Origin of the sequence: Micromonospora sp. NPDC000089 (assembly GCF_042899365.1) — a bacterium.
Taxonomy (GTDB): Bacteria; Actinomycetota; Actinomycetes; order Mycobacteriales; family Micromonosporaceae; genus Micromonospora.
In genome coordinates this window covers 381,293-394,801 of the sequence record NZ_JBIAZT010000002.1, presented here as the reverse complement: position 1 = coordinate 394,801, position 13,509 = coordinate 381,293, and the positions used below count along the sequence as shown (strand labels likewise).

Annotated in this window: 12 protein-coding genes; 6 read left to right on the top strand and 6 right to left on the bottom strand. The window is 74.8% G+C overall.

The annotated features are described in order from the left end of the window. The first annotated feature begins 259 nt into the window (after positions 1–259). Complete coding sequence (locus ACFY3U_RS05255) at positions 260–1,102, top strand: DUF308 domain-containing protein (protein ID WP_387195172.1); 843 nt, start codon at positions 260–262, stop codon at positions 1,100–1,102. A 176-nt stretch (positions 1,103–1,278) separates the two neighbouring features. After that, positions 1,279–2,697: a trehalose-6-phosphate synthase gene (locus tag ACFY3U_RS05250; RefSeq protein ID WP_387195169.1), complete on the top strand. Its 1,419-nt coding sequence runs from the start codon at positions 1,279–1,281 to the stop codon at positions 2,695–2,697. Positions 2,698–2,706: 9 nt separating this feature from the next. On the opposite strand, the gene ACFY3U_RS05245 is transcribed toward ACFY3U_RS05250, so the two are convergent. The 6 genes from ACFY3U_RS05245 to ACFY3U_RS05220 form a co-directional block, all read right to left on the bottom strand. Then, positions 2,707–3,522 carry an alpha/beta hydrolase gene (locus ACFY3U_RS05245; protein WP_387195166.1) on the bottom strand — a complete coding sequence of 272 codons (816 nt, stop codon included), beginning with the start codon at positions 3,520–3,522 and terminating at the stop codon, positions 2,707–2,709. Beyond that, the gene (locus ACFY3U_RS05240) at positions 3,519–4,928 is read right to left on the bottom strand and encodes a flavin-containing monooxygenase (RefSeq protein WP_387195163.1); all 1,410 of its coding nucleotides are present in this window, start codon (positions 4,926–4,928) and stop codon (positions 3,519–3,521) included. Before ACFY3U_RS05240 ends, ACFY3U_RS05245 begins: the two co-directional genes overlap by 4 nt. Positions 4,929–5,100: 172 nt before the next feature. After that, a complete protein-coding gene (locus ACFY3U_RS05235) occupies positions 5,101–5,787 on the bottom strand; it encodes an endonuclease/exonuclease/phosphatase family protein (protein ID WP_387195960.1) in 687 nt (228 codons plus the stop codon). A 71-nt stretch (positions 5,788–5,858) separates the two neighbouring features. Then, positions 5,859–6,815: an ROK family glucokinase gene (locus ACFY3U_RS05230; protein ID WP_387195160.1), complete on the bottom strand. Its 957-nt coding sequence runs from the start codon at positions 6,813–6,815 to the stop codon at positions 5,859–5,861. A gap of 64 nt (positions 6,816–6,879) precedes the next feature. Further along, a complete protein-coding gene (locus tag ACFY3U_RS05225) occupies positions 6,880–7,593 on the bottom strand; it encodes a hypothetical protein (protein WP_387195157.1) in 714 nt (237 codons plus the stop codon). 34 nt (positions 7,594–7,627) lie between these two features. Then, positions 7,628–8,083 (bottom strand): SRPBCC family protein, encoded by a 456-nt coding sequence (locus ACFY3U_RS05220; protein ID WP_387195154.1) that lies wholly within the window; start codon positions 8,081–8,083, stop codon positions 7,628–7,630. Positions 8,084–8,270: 187 nt separating this feature from the next. Between ACFY3U_RS05220 and ACFY3U_RS05215 the strand changes: the two genes are divergently transcribed. The 4 genes from ACFY3U_RS05215 (at position 8,271) to ACFY3U_RS05200 (ending at position 13,494) form a co-directional block, all read left to right on the top strand. Beyond that, on the top strand, positions 8,271–10,070 hold the full coding sequence (locus ACFY3U_RS05215; RefSeq protein ID WP_387195151.1) for an AMP-dependent synthetase/ligase: 1,800 nt from the start codon (positions 8,271–8,273) through the stop codon (positions 10,068–10,070). Positions 10,071–10,084: 14 nt separating this feature from the next. Then, positions 10,085–11,776 carry a GAF domain-containing sensor histidine kinase gene (locus tag ACFY3U_RS05210; protein WP_387195148.1) on the top strand — a complete coding sequence of 564 codons (1,692 nt, stop codon included), beginning with the start codon at positions 10,085–10,087 and terminating at the stop codon, positions 11,774–11,776. A 7-nt stretch (positions 11,777–11,783) separates the two neighbouring features. Then, positions 11,784–12,452, top strand: a complete 669-nt coding sequence (locus tag ACFY3U_RS05205; protein WP_387195145.1) for a response regulator — start codon at positions 11,784–11,786, stop codon at positions 12,450–12,452. A 229-nt stretch (positions 12,453–12,681) separates the two neighbouring features. After that, the gene (locus tag ACFY3U_RS05200) at positions 12,682–13,494 is read left to right on the top strand and encodes an SAM-dependent methyltransferase (protein ID WP_387195142.1); all 813 of its coding nucleotides are present in this window, start codon (positions 12,682–12,684) and stop codon (positions 13,492–13,494) included. The last annotated feature ends 15 nt before the right edge of the window (positions 13,495–13,509 follow it).

The following is a 13,509-nucleotide window of genomic DNA, read 5'->3' as shown; positions in this document are numbered from 1 at the left end:
GGCGGGCGCCGTAGGCCCCGGCGACCGAGGTGGGCCGGCCGGTGACCGGCTCGGGGCCGGCCGGGCGGACACCCGCGGGGCCCGGCACGCCCGGCGGACGGCTCGCCGGCGGCCGGGATCGCCCCCGCGGCGAGCACGAACAGGGAGCGGCACGCCACAACGCACTCCCGGAACCGGGCTCGGACGTGTCACGATTCAGGGCACGGCGTACGGGGCGCCGACACAACCGCACCGCGAGGTGCGCGGAGGAGGATGTCCGGTGTCAGCGGGTGGGGCCCGCCGGGGGCGGCGGGACAACGGGCTCGACGCGAACGAGTACGCGATCGCGGGCGACGTCGACCCGCGCGTCGGTGAGCACCTGCTGGACGTGCTGGCCGCCGGCGGCATCGCCGCGTACCTCCAGCCGTCGGCCGACCTCAACCCGATCACCCGGACCACCACCGTGCCCGCCCGTCCGGTCGACCGGTTGTACGTGGACCGGTCGCACCTGACCACCGCTCGCGACTACCTCACCCAGCTCGCCGACGAGGCGACCCCCGAGCCGCCCCGGGACCAGCCCGACGTGGACGCCGAGTGGGAACGGATCGTGGCCGCCTTCCACACCGCCCCGTCGGCCGGCAGCCACCCCTGGCCGGACGCGGAGGACGTCGACGACGACCCCGACCAGCAGCCCGGCGCGGCCGGCGGCCCGACCGCCGGGCGCGGCGAGGAGCCCGCCGGGCCGACCGCCACCGACGTGCGCCGGCTGCCGTACGCGGCGGACGTCTCCGGCATCTCGATCGGCCGGGCCCGGCCGGAGGAGCCGTCGCTGCTGGACGGGCTGGACACCTTCGGCGCCGATCTGCCCGACGGCGCGGACGAGGGCTACACCCCGCCACCGCCCCCGCCGCTGCCGCGGATCTCGAAGTACGCGGCGGTCGGCGTGCTCGGCATCGTGGTCGGCTTCGTGCTCTTCCTCAACCCGGCGCTGCTGCCGGTCGACCCGTCGGTGGTGACCCTGCTCGGCTTCACCGGCATCCTGGCCGGCTTCGTCACGCTGATCTGGCGGCTGCGCCCCGGCGACGAGGACGACCACGACCCGGACGACGGCGCGGTGGTCTGACCCGTTGCGGGGGTCGGCGTCACCGTCCGTATCGCGGGACCGACCCACCCCCGTCAGCGGCGTAACAGTGGTGTAACTTACGGTCAGTAGGAATATCGCCGTACGTCACTTCCCTTCCGACCGCCCGGCTGTTCCTCCCCCGCGCCGGTGGTCCGCTGCAGATCGGAATGCCCGAGATGCGACAGAGCTCCCTGGTGCTGGTGGCCAACCGCCTGCCCATCGACGACAGCGTCGCCCCCGAGGGCGCCTGCGAGTGGCGCCGCAGCCCCGGCGGGCTGGTCAGCGCGCTGCACCCGCTGCTGCGGCACACCCCGGCCACCTGGGTGGGCTGGGCCGGCGGCACCGGCCCCGCCCCGGCCCTGCCCGACGTCGACGGGGTGCGGATGCACTCCGTCGCGCTCACCGCCGAGGACCTGCGCGACCACTACGAGGGGTTCGCCAACGCCACCCTGTGGCCGCTCTACCACGACGCGGTGGAGCAGCCGGAGTACCACCGCCGCTGGTGGGAGGCGTACCAGCGGGTCAACCAGCGGTTCGCCGAGGCCACCGCGGCGGTGGCCGAGCGGGGCGCGGTGGTCTGGGTGCAGGACTACCACCTGCAACTGGTGCCCGGGCTGCTCCGCGAGCTGCGCCCCGACCTGCGGATCGGCTTCTTCCTGCACGTGCCCTTCCCGCCGCCCGAGCTGTTCATGCAGCTGCCCCGCCGCGCCGAGCTGCTGCGCGGCATGCTGGGCGCCGACCTGATCGGGTTCCAGCGGGCCCAGGCCGCGCACAACTTCGCCCAACTGGTCGCCAAGGTGTTCGACCTGCCCGCCACCGACCGGCGGATCGGGGTGGGCGACCGGGTGGTGCGGGTCGGGGCGTACCCGGTCTCGATCGACACCGCCGAGATGGCCGCGCTGGCCGGCCGGCCGGACGTCACCGCGCGCGCCCAGCGGCTGCGGCGGGATCTCGGCGACCCGGCGCAGGTGATCCTCAGCGTCGACCGGATGGACTACACCAAGGGCATCGAGCAGCGACTCAAGGCGTACAGCGAGCTGCTGGCCAGCGGCGACGTCAAGGTCCGGGACACGGTGCTGGTGCAGGTCGCGATGCCGAGCCGGGAGCGGGTCGGCCAGTACCAGATCCTGCGGGAGCGGATCGAGCGCGAGGTAGGCCGGATCAACGGCGAGTTCGGCCGGGTCGGCGAGCCGGCGATCCACTACCTCAGCCAGCCGTTCGACCGCGCCGAGCTGGCCGCCCTCTACCGGGTGGCGGACGTGATGGCGGTCACCCCGCTGCGGGACGGGATGAACCTGGTCGCCAAGGAGTACGTCGCCGCCCGGGTGGACGACACCGGCGCCCTGCTGTTGAGCGAGTTCGCCGGCGCGGCCGCCGAGCTGGAGCAGGCGTACCTGGTCAACCCGCACGACCTCGACGGCCTCAAGCAGGGGTTGCTGGCCGCGCTGCGGGCCGGCCCGGACGACGGCCGGGACCGGATGCGGGCGATGCGCGCGCACCTGCACCGGCACGACATCCGGGCCTGGGCCCGGTCCTACCTGAGCGCGCTGGACGAGTCCGGCGCGCTGGTCACCCGGCTGGGCAGCACCGGCTGACCGGCCGGGTCACACCCGCTGCGGGTCCTTGGCCAGCCAGTCCAGGACCGCGTCGATCGGCTCCCGCCAGCGGGCGTCGAGCATCACGTCGTGCCCCATGCCGGGAAAGAGCAGCGGCGCCGCGGCGTACCGGCGGGCGGCCCGGGTCAGCGCGGCCGGCGGGACCACCCGGTCGTCCGGGCTGCCCAGCACCAGCACCGGCGGCCGGCCCACCGGCGGTTCGGCCTCCCGGCCGGCCAGCAGCTGCCACTGCGCACGCCGCCCGGCCCGGCCCAGCCGGGCGACGTGCCGCCGGGCGTCCGCGTCGGGCAGCTCCCGGCTGAACAGCTGCCGGCGGTTCAACCGCAGCGCCCCGCCGAAGAGCGCGGGCAGCGTACCGGCCGGGTTGTGCCGCAGCGCCGCGCCGGCCGACGACCAGCCACCCAGCACCGGCGCGACCAGCGCCGCGGCCCGCGCCGGGTAGCGGGCCAGCGCGTGCGTCACCACCAGCGCCCCGGCGCCGTGCCCCACCAGCACCGCCCGCCGCGGCAGGCCCGCCGCCACCTGCACCACGTCATGGGTGTACGCCCGCAGCGTCGCGTCCGGTGCCGGCGCGCTGCCGCCGTGCCCGCGCAGGCTCACCGCATAGGCCGGGAAGCCGCGCGAGGCGGCGTGCTCCAGCCAGTGCTCGGCGAACGCCCACGCGCCGTGCCCGAAGCCCGGCACGAACAGCAGCGGCGGCCGGCCCTCGTCCAGCTCCGGCGCGGCGCCCAGCACCTCGCGCCGGACCGGCCGCACCGGCCGCGCCCACTCCCGCCCCCGCATCACCCGGGTCCGCTCGCTCATGCGCTTTTCTCCAGGTCGTCGAGGGCGCGTTCGACGGCGCGCAGGTAGTCGGCGTGACCCACCTCGAACCAGTGCCGGCTGCTGTCCTTGACCTTCGGCGAGTACCGCTCGCCCGCGCCGGCCGTCACCCTGGCCGCGAACGCCGCGGCCCGGTCCGGGTGGCTCAGCCGCAGCAGGAGCAGCCGGGCGAAGAGCACCGTCTGCCAGTGCGACAGGGTGAAGATGCCGGAGTCGGGCTGCACCAGGCCGGCCACCGCCAGGGTCGGGTGCCCGGGAACGAACGCGTTGAGCCACAGCCGGGGCCGGCCGACGGCCTCGGCGTCACCCAGGACCGCCGGGTCGAGGAACTCGAAGCGCGGCAGGTAGCCGGTGGCGAAGACGACCAGCTCCGGATCGATCTCCCGGCCGTCGGTGAGGGTGACCCCGCCGGCGTGGAAGCGGGCCACGTCCGGCACCGGGGTGATCTCGCCGTGGCCGACGTAGTAGACCAGCTGACTGTTGGCGATCGGGTGCGTCTCGTAGACCCGGTGGTCCGGCTTGGGCAGGCCGAACCGGGTCAGGTCGCCGACGGTCAGCCGCAGCGTCCAGTGGTAGAGCCACTGCCGGATCCGCAGCGGCACCCGCAGCGCCAGCAACGTGTCGTTCACCTGGTCGGCCGGGCGACCGAGGACGTACTTCGGGGCGTACCAGTAGCCGCGGCGGGTGGAGTGCCAGCAGCGGGACGCCTGCTGGGCGGCCTCCACCGCGATGTCGCACCCGGTGTTGCCGGCGCCGACCACCAGCACCCGCTTGCCGCGCAGCTGCGCCGGGTCCTTGTAGGACGACGCGTGCATCACCTCGCCGCGGAACTCCTCCAGCCCCTCGTAGGCCGGCAGCTTCGGCGACCAGTTGTGCCCGTTGGCGACCACCACGGCGGCGTACCGGGAGGTGCGCTCCGGGCCGTACCCGCCGGTGCTGCGGGTGGTGACGTCCCAGCGGTCGCCGTCGACCGGCTCGGCTCGGACCACCTCGGTGCCGAACCAGACGTGCCGGCGCAGGTCGAAGTGGTCGGCGTACCGCTCGAAGTAGGACAGCAGCTGGCTGTGGTGCGGGTAGTCCGGCCAGGAGTCCGGCATCGGGAAGTCGGGGAACTGGGTGAACGGCCGGGACGAGATGAGGTGCGTGCTGGCGTACACCGGGCTGCGGTCGTGCCGCCAGTTCCAGGCGCCGCCGACGCCCGTCTCGCGCTCGTAGCAGTCCACCCCGAAGCCGTGCTCGGTGAGGTTCTTGACGGCGGCCAGCCCGCTGGCCCCGGCGCCGATCACGCAGACCGTGTCGCCCCGGTCGGAGATCGGGCGACCGTCCCGGGTCAGGGCGAGCGTGCTGGTCTCCGGATCGGGCCGGTCGTGCGCGGTGGAGGGGGACACCGGAAATCTCCTTACTGCGGCACGAATGCCGGTCCGACGGGCATCCTTCCCGCCGTCGGTGGCCGTTGTCCAGTCCCGCTGGCCCGGGCCCCGCGGACGCCGGGCGCGGGCCCGCCAGGGGGTCGCCGACGCCGGACCGGAGGCCTCGGCCGCCGGTCCGGGGGCTGTCGGGTCAGCCGGAAGCCGGCAGCAGCAGGTCCACCAGGACCGGGAAGTGGTCGCTGGCGCGCCGGGTCAGCGGGGTGTCCACCACGTCGTAGTCGACCACCCGGATCCGCGGGTCCACCAGGACCGCGTCGATCCGCCGGCGCGGGTCGGCGCAGGAGAAGGTGTTCCGGTCGTCCGCACCGGCCGCCACGGCCGCGTCGGTCAACCCGTCGGCGAGGGTACGCCAGGCCGAGCCGTCCGGGCCCTCGTTGAGGTCCGCGCCGAACACCACCGGCACGGTGGCGCCGGACAGCTCCCGCTTGACCAGCGCCGCCTGGCCGGGCCGCTCGGCCGGGTCGGTGGCCAGATGCGAACCGGCCAGCAGGAACCGCGCGCCGCCGACCTGGCAGTGCGCGTACGCCGCCCCGCGCAGGTGCCGGCCCGGGGTCAGCGGGAAGCGCTGGCAGCGCGTGTCGCGGACCCGCACCCGCAGGCTGGTCAGCAGCAGGTTGCCCAGCGAGGGCAGGCCGCCGGCGGCCACCACCAGCCCGAACGATTCGGCCAGCGTGGCCGACTTCTGCCGCCACCGGAACCGGCGCGGCGCCTCCTGGACGATCACCACGTCGGGCGCGGCCGCGCGGACCACCTCGGCCAGCGCGGCGGTGTCGTCCCGCTGGCTGTGCACGTTGTACGAGATCACCCGCAGCGGCACGCCCGCCGCGGCGGCCGGCCCGCTCGCGGGCAGCCCGGCGCCGGTCGGGGCGGCGCCGGGACCGGGCACGGTCACCGCCGCAGCGCGAGGTCGGCGGCGCCGATCACGCCGGCGGTGTTGCCCAGCTCCGCGGGGCGGATCTCGGCGACCGGCAGCCGGCTGCGCTGGGCCAGCGCGTCGGTGAACGAGCGCCGGGTCGGGCCGAGCAGCAGGTCGCCGGCCTCCACCACGCCACCGCCGACCACCAGCACCTGGGGGTCGAGGATCTGCGCCATGTCGGCGAGGCTGGTGCCGAGCCAGCGGCCGATCTGGGCGAACGCCTCGGCGGAGATCGGGTCGCCGCCCTGCGCGGCGGCGGTCACCATCGGCCCGGTGATCGCCTCGGCCTCACCGCCGGCCAGCTCCAGCAGCGCCTCGGCCCGGTGCGGTTCCTGGCGGGCGCCGGCGCGGGCGAACCGGACCAGGGCGCTGCCGCTGGCGTACTGCTCGATGCAGCCCAGCCGACCGCAGCCGCACTGGTGGCCGTCCGGCACGGTGAGCATGTGCCCCAGCTCGGCGGCGATGCCGTTGGCGCCGCGCAGCAGCTCGCCGCCGAGCACGATGCCGCCGCCGACGCCGGTGCCGATGGTGAACATGACCATCGAGTCGTCCGCCTCGCGGGCCGCGCCGTACCGGAACTCGGCCCAGGCCGCCACGTTGCCGTCGTTCTCCACGATCACCGGCAGGCCGGTCGCGTTGCTCACGTACTCGCGCAGCGGCTCGTCCCGCCAGGCGAGGTTGGGGGCGAACAGCACGGTGGAGCGGGAGGCGTCGATCCAGCCGGCCGCGCCGATGCCGACCGCCTCGACCGGGTGCGACCCGGCCAGCTCGGTGACCACCTCGATGATCACGTCGCGGGTCTTGGCCACGTCGTCCGCGGGGGTGTCCCGCCGGGTCTGCACGAGAACCTTTCCGGTGTCGTCCACGACACCACCGGCCACCTTCGTGCCACCGACGTCGACTCCGATGGTCAGCGTCACCGCTGCCACTCCCCTCTGCTGTGCTGCCCGACATCGGCCGAACCGGCCGTGCGATGGCGGGATGTCCGGTGGTTCAGGCCCTGTCGCCCGGTGCTTCCCCGCCCGTGCCGTCCGGCACACGCGAGGCGGGCACCGCAGGGCGGTCGGCCGCCGACCGGTGGGCCGACGGCGCCGGCCCGGCGTCGTCGACGGGCGGGGCGGCGGCGGCCGGCACGACCGCGTCCTCCGCCCGGGTGGCGGCGGACCAGACGTCCCGATCCGGCGCCGACGCAGAATCATGCCCGGTACGGGTGGCCTCGCGCCACACGTGGTCCGGGTCGGGGCCGGCGGCGGGCCGCCCGCCGGTGGGCGCGGCGGGCCCGGCGGGCCGTTCGTCCGGCGCGCCCGGGGTGCCTTCGGAGCCGAACGCGCGCAGCAGGCTGGCGACACCGGCGGCCAGATCGCCCGCGCCGGTGGCCAGCCGCTCGGCGAATTCCGGACTCGGGTCGCGCAACGCCGCGATACCCCGACAGACCGGGCACACGCAGCATTCCGGTGAGCCGGTGGCGAATCCCCCGCCGGTCGCGTTTCCCCCCGAGGGGCGGGACGGCCCGGCGCTGTGACCGAGCACACCCGAGACGATCCCAGCGAGCGGACCCCACGACCCGGCGCCCCGGGAGGTGGCGGCGGCGAGCACGGTGGCGACCAGCCGCTCCGCCTCCTCGCGGGCGGAACCCGGCCCGGACGCGTCGTCGTGCGGCCCGGGGCCGGGACCCGGCCTGGCGGAGCCCGGTTGCGTACCACCCATGGTCGGCTCCTTCACCGTGCCGGACGCCGTCGCGTCAGTGCGCCGCACCGGGTGCTTCTACCCGGCGCTTCAGCTGCTTCAACGCCGTATCCATGATCATCTTCTCGGCCTTGCGGCGGAACATGCCGAGCATCCCGACGGAGAGCTCGACCTCCAGGGTGTAGACCACCGTCGACGTGCCGTCCGGGTTGCCGGTGATGTCGTACGAGCCGCGCTGGGACCGCTGCATCTTCGAGGGCGCCACCAGATGCCACTCGATCCGGGACAGGTCCTCGGCGTACTCGTACGCCAGCACGTACTCGTCGGCCATCACGCCGGCGTCGATGGTGAACCGGACCTGGCTGGCGTAGCCGTCCTCGTACTCCTCGACCACCTCCGCGCCCTGCACCGCGTCGGTCCACTCCGGGTAGCGCGGGAAGTCGCAGATGACCGCCGCCACCCGCTCCGGTGACGCGCCGATGATGATCGACTGGGTGGAGGAGTCCGCCATGGGGGGAGGCTACCCGGCCGGGCCGCCACCCGCCCCGCTCCACCCCCGGCCGCGCCGCCTCCGGGCTCGCGCCGGCACCGGCCGGGCAACCTCCCTACCGCACCGACCTGGGTGTGCGGGTAGGTTGCGACCAGAGCCGACCCGCCGTGGCGGCCGGCCCGGCCAGTGCGAGCACGAGGGAGTGCAGGTGCGCGAGTTCTCCGTTCCGCCGATCGTCACCGTCGGCGACGCGGCCAACCTGACCGACCCGGTCTGGGCCAACGCCGAGGCCGCCCCGGACGCGGTGCAGTTCGTCCGGCCGGCCACCGACGGCGGCGCCGCGACGGACGTGACCTGCCGGCAGTTCCGCGACGATGTGGTCGCGGTCGCCCGCGGGCTGGTCGCCGCCGGCATCTCCCCCGGCGACCGGGTCGCGCTGATGAGCCGCACCCGGTACGAGTGGACCCTGCTCGACTACGCGATCTGGGCCGCCGGCGCGGTGACCGTGCCGATCTACGAGACCTCCAGCGCCGAGCAGGCCGCCTGGATCCTCGCCGACTCCGGCGCGGTGGCGGTCGTGGTCGAGTCCACCGCGCACGCCACCCTGGTCGCCGGCGTGCGGGACCGGCTGCCCGAGCTGCGCGAGGTGTGGCAGATCGAGCTGGGCGGGGTGGACGAGCTGGTCGCCGCCGGCGACCCGGTCGATCCGGTCGAGATCGAGCGCCGCCGCAAGACGGTCCGCGCCGCCGACGTCGCCACGATCATCTACACCAGCGGCACCACCGGCCGCCCCAAGGGCTGCGTGCTCACCCACCGGAACATGTACGCCGACATCGCCAACGCGGTGCCGGTGCTGCCGAACCTCTTCTCCGCCGGGGCGACGACACTGCTGTTCCTGCCGCTGGCGCACGCCTTCGCCCGGCTGATCCAGATCGGCGTGGTGCAGGCCCGGGCCACCATGTCGCACTGCGCCGACACCAAGGACCTGGTCGGTGAGCTGCAGCGGTTCCGGCCGACCTTCGTGCTCTCCGTGCCCCGGGTCTTCGAGAAGGTCTACAACGGCGCCCGGCAGAAGGCCGAGGCGGACGGCAAGGGGAAGATCTTCGACCGGGCCGAGAAGGTCGCCGTGGCCTGGAGCGAGGCGCTGGAGACCCCGGGCGGGCCGGGCCTGGCCCTGCGCGCCCAGCACGCCCTGTTCGACCGGTTGGTCTACGGGAAGCTGCGGGCCGCGCTCGGCGGTCGCTGCCGCGACGCGATCTCCGGCGGCGCGCCGCTCGGCGCCCGGCTCGGGCACTTCTTCCGGGGCGTCGGGGTGACCATCTACGAGGGGTACGGCCTGACCGAGACCTCCCCCGCGGCCGCGGCGAACCTGCCCACCGCCACCCGGATCGGCACCGTCGGCAAGCCGCTGCCCGGGGTGACCGTCCGGATCGACGACGACGGCGAGATCCTGGTCGCCGGCGACCTGGTCTTTGAGGGGTACTGGAAGAACGAGTCGGCGACCGCCGAGGCGCTCACCGACGGCTGGTTCCGCACCGGCGACCTGGGCCGGCTCGACGAGGACGGCTTCCTCAGCATCACCGGCCGGAAGAAGGAGATCATCGTGACGGCCGGCGGCAAGAACGTCGCGCCGGCCGTGCTGGAGGACCAGGTCCGGTCGCACCCGCTGATCAGCCAGTGCGTGGTGGTCGGCGACCGGCAGCCGTTCATCGCCGCGCTGGTCACCGTGGACGAGGAGGCGCTGCCGCAGTGGCTGGCCGGGCACGGCCTGCCCGCGGACACCACGGTCGAGCAGCTGCGCGACGACGAGCGCCTGCGGGCCGAGGTCCAGGGCGCGATCGACCAGGCCAACCTGGCGGTCTCCAAGGCCGAGGCGATCAAGGTGTTCCGGATCCTGCCCCGGGACTTCACCGAGGCGACCGGCGAGCTGACCCCGTCGCTCAAGGTCAAGCGGCAGGTCGTGCACAAGACGTACGCGGCGGAGATCGCCGAGATCTACCGCGGCTGACTACGATCCGTCACGTGCCCGCCTCGACGCCCCGCCCGCCCCGGACGCACCCCCTCGCCGCCGCCTCCCGCGCGCTGATGCTGGCGCTGGTCGCCGTCCTGACCCTGGTCGCCACCCGCGACCCCGCCCAGCTGTGGTGGATCGCCCTACTGGGGGTCGCCGGGCTGCCGGCGGTGCTCGCCCCGCAGCACCGGCTGCTCGGCCCGCTCGGCCGCTTCGCCGAGGTGGTGGTGCTCGGGCTGGCCGCCAGCCAGGTCGCCGCCGGGTCGACCATCGGCGGCACCGTCGCCGGGCTGGGCGCCTCGGCGGTGCTGCCGTACCTGGCGGTGCCGGTCACGGTGACCGCGCTGCGTCGACACTTCCGGGAGGGCGCCGCGCTGCTCGGAGTGGCCGCGGCCACCCTGCTGGTGGCCGGCGCGTTCACCCCGGTCGACGGCGGCCGGCAGCTCGGCCAGCCGGGCTACCTCGCGGTCTGCGCGCAGTGGCTGATCCTGGCCGGGCTCGGCCTCTACACCGCCGGCACCCTGCACCGGGTGATGCGGGTCCGGGACGCCGGCAAACCCCAGCCGTACGCCGAGGCCACCCGGCTGCTGACCCAGCTGCGGACGGTGGCCCGGCAACTGCCCGGCGCCACCCTCGACCCGGGCGGCATCGCCGAGCACCTGCTGGAGGAGCTGCGCACCGTCGCGCCCAGCACCCGGGCCGCGGTGCTCTCCGCCAGCGGCGGCGGTCGGCTGGTGGTGCTCGCCCAGGTCGGGGTGGACCGGGTCGACTGGGAGACGACGCTGGACGCCGACTCGGCGATCGCCGACGCGTGGGCCAGCCAGCAACCGCAGACCGCCGCCCGCTCGCAGGCCCGCTCGCACCGCGGCGGCGACGTCTCGGCGCTGATCGTGCCGCTGGTCGCCGGCGTCCGGACGATCGGGCTGGTGGTGCTGGAGGCGGACGCCGCGCAGGCGTACCCGGCGCCGGTGACCGCCCGGGTGACCGCGCTGACCGGCCCGGCCGCGCTGCGGCTGGAGGCGGCACTGCTCTTCGACGAGGTGCGCTCGCTGGCCACCAACGAGGAGCGGCAACGGCTGGCCCGGGAGATCCACGACGGGGTCGCCCAGGAGTTGGTGATGGTCGGCTACGGCATCGACAACGCGCTGGCGTACGTCGACGAGGATCCGAAGGAGACCGCCGAGGCGCTGCGCACCCTGCGCGGCGAGGTCACCCGGGTGATCACCGAGCTGCGACTGAGCCTGTTCGAGCTGCGCAGCGAGGTGGACCGGCACGGCGGGCTGGCCGCCGCGATCGCCGAGTACGCCCGGACCGTCGGCGCCTCGGGCGGCCTGCGGGTGCACCTGTCGCTGGACGAGTCGACCGCGCGGCTGCCCGCGGCCACCGAGGCGGAGCTGCTGCGGATCGCCCAGGAGGCGGTCACCAACGCGCGCAAGCACGCCGGCGCCTCGAATCTGTGGGTCACCTGTGAGGTGGACCCGCCGTACGCGCAGATCGAAGTGTCGGATGACGGTCACGGCATCGGTGACCAGCGCCCCGACGGGCACTACGGTCTTGCGATCATGGCCGAGAGGGCGGAACGTATCCGGGGCCGGTTGGAGATCAGGCCGCGGCGACCCAGCGGTACGACCGTGGCGGTGGTGGTGGGATCGTCGCCCCGGCGCGATAACCTGCGTGGCAGCGCAGCAGCAGAAGGGGAGTAACCCGAGGATGACCACAAGCCCGACACCGGCCACCCGTACCAAGGTCCTCCTTGTCGACGATCACGACCTGATCCGCAAGGGGCTTCGGCACGCCTTCGAGCGCGACCGGCAGTTCGAGGTCGTCGGCGAGGCCGCGACGGCTTCGGAGGGCGTACGCCAGGCGGGCGCGCTGCAGCCGGACGTCGTGATCATGGATCTGCGGCTGCCCGACGGCAGCGGCCTCGAGGCCACCCGCGCGCTGCGCAAGTCGAGCGCCACCATGGGCATCGTGGTGCTCACCATGTACGCGGGCGACGACCAGCTCTTCGGCGCCCTGGAGGCCGGGGCCAGTGCGTTCGTGCCGAAGACCGCGCCGGCCGACGAGGTGGTCGCCGCCGCCCGGCACGCCGCCTCCTCCCCCAGCGCGTTCACCGCGGCCGACCTGGCCGAGGCGATGAAGCGTCGGCTGGCGCCGTCCGGCCCGCAGCTGTCCCCCCGCGAGGGGCAGGTGCTGCGGCTGCTCGCCGACGGCATGAGCGTGGCCGGCATCGCCAAGCAGCTGTTCGTCAGCGAGTCCACCGCGAAGACGCACATCTCGAAGCTCTACGAGAAGCTGGGCGCCGCCAACCGGGCGCAGGCGCTGATGACCGCGCTGCGGCTCGGCCTGCTCGAGGCGCCGGACGCGCCGAAGTTCTGACCCACCGGACCTCCGCGAGGGCCCGCGTCCGCCCGTCGGACCCGGGTCCTCGTGCCGTCCGGCGCTCCGGCGTCGTACGGTCCGCTCCGGCCGGTCACCCAGCGGCGTGGCCGGTGTGCGGGCGGTGCGCGTAACGACCGCGGTCTTTGCACTCCGACGGCGGACGGGCAGAATACCCGGGTGCGCCCCGCGGGGCGCCGATTCTCGCGTCTGTCGACAAGGGGTGGGCATGCGACGGCCGGACTGGGCACCCGAGGAGATCGACATCGAGCGCCCCAGCGTCGCCCGGATGTACGACTACTACCTGGGCGGCTCGCACAACTTCGCCGCGGACCGGTCGGCGGCGCGGGCCATGGTGGAGGCGGTGCCGGACGCCCCGCTGATGGCCCAGGCGAACCGGGCCTTCATGCGGCGGGTGGTGCAGCACCTGGTCGACGCCGGGGTGCGCCAGTTCCTGGACATCGGCTCCGGCATCCCCACCGTCGGCAACGTGCACGAGATCGCCCAGCGGGCCGCGCCGGACTCCCGGGTGGTCTACGTGGACGTCGACCCGGTGGCGGTGGCGCACAGCCGGGAGATCCTGGCCGGCAACCCGCGCGCCATCGTGCTCCAGGAGGACTTCCGCCGGCCGGAGGCGATCCTCGGCCATCCCGAGGTCACCGGGCTGCTCGACTTCTCCCAGCCGGTCGCCGTGCTGATCGTGGCGGTGCTGCACTTCATCCCGCCCGCCGACCGTCCGGAGGAGATCCTGCGGACGATCCGCGCCGCGCTGGCGCCGGGCAGCTACCTGGTGCTGTCCCAGGCCAGCGACGAGAGCCGCGACGGCACCGGGGAGCGGGCCGAGGCGGAGCGGGTCTACCGGCGTACCGACAATCCGCTGTGGATCCGCGGCCGGGACGAGCTGACCGACTTCTTCGCCGGCTTCGAGCTGCTCGACCCGGGCGTGGTGTGGGTGCCACAGTGGCGCCCGGAGACACCGGAGAGCGCGGAGGACGCCGAGCAGGCGGTCTTCATGGGCGGCGTCGGACGCCTCGGTGGGTGAGCAGCGGACGGTGAC

What these genes read in the sequence shown, in the direction of transcription:
- ACFY3U_RS05250 (WP_387195169.1), top strand. Translation starts at nt 1,279, where the DNA reads ATGCGACAGAGCTCCCTGGTGCTGGTGGCCAACCGCCTGCCCATCGAC.
- ACFY3U_RS05245 (WP_387195166.1), bottom strand. Translation starts at nt 3,522, where the DNA reads ATGAGCGAGCGGACCCGGGTGATGCGGGGGCGGGAGTGGGCGCGGCCG.
- ACFY3U_RS05225 (WP_387195157.1), bottom strand. Translation starts at nt 7,593, where the DNA reads ATGGGTGGTACGCAACCGGGCTCCGCCAGGCCGGGTCCCGGCCCCGGG.
- ACFY3U_RS05220 (WP_387195154.1), bottom strand. Translation starts at nt 8,083, where the DNA reads ATGGCGGACTCCTCCACCCAGTCGATCATCATCGGCGCGTCACCGGAG.
- ACFY3U_RS05205 (WP_387195145.1), top strand. Translation starts at nt 11,784, where the DNA reads ATGACCACAAGCCCGACACCGGCCACCCGTACCAAGGTCCTCCTTGTC.
- ACFY3U_RS05200 (WP_387195142.1), top strand. Translation starts at nt 12,682, where the DNA reads ATGCGACGGCCGGACTGGGCACCCGAGGAGATCGACATCGAGCGCCCC.